The 2,637-nt window shown below is 60.4% G+C and carries 3 protein-coding genes; all 3 read left to right on the top strand.

The features are described from left to right. The first annotated feature begins 43 nt into the window (after window positions 1-43). Entirely contained in the window at window positions 44-1,054 is a 1,011-nt protein-coding gene (gene plsX / locus ACIOMO_RS27860; RefSeq protein ID WP_082341469.1) for a phosphate acyltransferase PlsX, read from the top strand. Window positions 1,055-1,177: 123 nt separating this feature from the next. After that, on the top strand, window positions 1,178-2,116 hold the full coding sequence (fabD, locus tag ACIOMO_RS27855; protein WP_159811495.1) for an ACP S-malonyltransferase: 939 nt from the start codon (window positions 1,178-1,180) through the stop codon (window positions 2,114-2,116). 16 nt (window positions 2,117-2,132) lie between these two features. Continuing rightward, window positions 2,133-2,637: SDR family NAD(P)-dependent oxidoreductase (locus ACIOMO_RS27850; protein ID WP_401244683.1), on the top strand; the 505-nt coding region annotated here is incomplete at its 3' end.

Genomic DNA, 2,637 nt, shown 5'->3' with positions numbered 1-2,637 from the left:
CGTGGCCGTAAAGTGATCGACAAGGGCGCTGACGAGTAATCACTTGTCCGCTCAAGTCATCGCGATTGACGCAATGGGCGGGGACTTCGGTCCCCGCAGCATTGTTCAGGCCAGCCTTGCTTGCCTTTCTGCTACGCCCTCGCTGCACCTGACCCTCGTCGGTCAACCCTCCCTTCTTGAAGAATTGATCCACGGCCAATCGGCTGCCGATCGCGCGCGCCTGACGATTGTGGGTGCCAGCGAAGTCATCACCATGGACGAAAAACCGACTCAAGCCTTGCGTGGCAAGCCGGACTCGTCGATGCGTGTCGCCCTGGAGCTGGTGCGTGATGGCAAGGCGCAAGCCTGTGTCAGTGCCGGCAATACCGGTGCGTTGATGGCGCTGTCGCGATTTGTGCTGAAGACCTTGCCGGGGATTGATCGCCCGGCGATGGTGGCGGCGATTCCGACGCAGAAGGGTTTTTGCCAGTTGCTCGATCTGGGTGCCAATGTCGATTGCAGCGCCGAGCATCTGCTGCAATTTGCGGTAATGGGTTCGGTGGCGGCGCAGACGCTGGGGATCAATCGTCCGCGTGTGGCGCTGCTGAATATCGGCACTGAAGACATCAAGGGTAACCAGCAGGTCAAACTGGCGGCGACGTTGTTGCAGGCTGCTCGTGGCATCAACTACATCGGCTTCATTGAAGGCGACGGGTTGTATCGCGGCGAGGCGGATGTGGTGGTGTGCGACGGTTTCGTCGGCAATATTCTGCTCAAATCCAGCGAGGGTCTGGCGACGATGATTGCTGCGCGCATCGAGGCGCTGTTCAAAAAGAATCTGGCGTCCCGTGCGGTGGGTGCGTTGGCGTTGCCATTGATGAAGCGTTTGCAGGCGGATCTGGCGCCGGCGCGACACAATGGCGCAAGCTTTCTCGGCTTGCAGGGCATCGTCGTGAAAAGTCACGGTTCGGCCGGTGTTCAGGGCTTCCAGAGTGCGATCCAGCGTGCGCTGATCGAGATTCAAGAGAACTTGCCCGAGCGTCTCCACGGTCGTCTGGAGGATTTGTTGTCTTAGGCGTTTTCGTCGGACAATGCTTAAATGTGACCGCCCGGTTCAAAGGGCCATCCAACTGTCAGTTTCTTGCGTCCCCACGCGGGGCGTCATTTTCCGACGACAAGATCATTAGGGGCTTGTTACATGTCTGCTTCCCTCGCATTCGTCTTTCCAGGACAGGGTTCGCAGTCCCTCGGCATGCTGGCCGAGCTGGGCGCGCAATACCCGCTGATCCTCGAAACATTCCAAGAAGCCTCCGCTGCTCTGGGCTATGACCTGTGGGCACTGACCCAGCAGGGCCCGGAAGAGCTGCTCAATCAAACCGATAAAACCCAACCGGCCATTCTGACCGCTTCGATCGCCCTGTGGCGTCTGTGGCTGGCAGAAGGTGGCGCGCGTCCGGCCTTTGTTGCCGGTCACAGCTTGGGTGAATACAGCGCGCTGGTTGCCGCTGGCAGCCTGACACTGGCGGACGCGGTGAAGCTCGTTGAGCGCCGTGGCCAACTGATGCAGGAAGCGGTTCCGGCCGGGCAGGGTGGCATGGCCGCCATCCTCGGTCTGGAAGACGCTGACGTGCTGGCAGCCTGCGCCGAAGCTGCGCAAGGTGAAGTGGTCAGCGCCGTCAACTTCAACTCGCCTGGCCAAGTCGTTATCGCCGGTGCCAAGGCTGCCGTTGAGCGCGCCATCGAAGGCTGCAAGGCCCGTGGTGCCAAGCGCGCGATGCCGCTGCCGGTAAGCGTGCCGTCGCACTGCGAATTGATGCGTCCGGCCGCCGAGCGCTTTGCCGAATCCATCGCCGCCATCGACTGGCAGGCGCCGCAGATTCCGGTGGTACAGAACGTCAGCGCGCAAGTGCCGGCTGATCTGGAAACCCTCAAGCGTGATCTGCTCGAACAACTCTACAAGCCAGTCCGCTGGGTTGAATCGGTACAGACGCTGGCAGCCAAGGGCGCGACCAATCTGGTCGAATGCGGCCCGGGCAAAGTCCTCGCCGGTCTGAACAAACGTTGCGCTGAAGGCGTGGCGACTTCCAACCTCAATACCCCAGACGCTTTCGCTGCCGCTCGCGCAGCGCAAGCCTGAATCAGGAGAAACTTGCATGAGTCTGCAAGGTAAAGTTGCACTGGTCACCGGTGCAAGCCGTGGCATCGGCCAGGCCATCGCGCTGGAACTGGGTCGTCAGGGCGCCATCGTTATTGGCACCGCGACCTCGGCTTCGGGTGCTGAGCGCATTGCTGCAACCCTGAAGGAAAACGGTATTCAGGGCACTGGCCTTGAGCTGAACGTGACCAGCGATGAATCGGTCAGTGCAGTGCTGGCGAGCATTCAGGAGCAGTTCGGTGCACCAGTGGCGATCCTGGTCAATAATGCCGGCATCACCCGCGATAACCTGATGATGCGCATGAAAGACGATGAGTGGTACGACGTGATCGATACCAACCTGAACAGTCTATTCCGCCTGTCCAAGGGCGTTCTGCGCGGCATGACCAAGGCGCGCTGGGGTCGAATTATCAGTATTGGCTCGGTAGTGGGTGCCATGGGCAACGCTGGCCAAGTAAACTATGCAGCCGCCAAGGCCGGTCTGGAAGGTTTCAGCCGTGCCA

The sequence above is a fragment of the Pseudomonas sp. NPDC087804 genome (assembly GCF_044742965.1).
Taxonomy (GTDB): domain Bacteria; phylum Pseudomonadota; class Gammaproteobacteria; order Pseudomonadales; family Pseudomonadaceae; genus Aquipseudomonas; species Aquipseudomonas rustica.
Note: the sequence above shows the minus strand (reverse complement) of the source record. Positions and strands in the feature narration are given on the sequence as shown.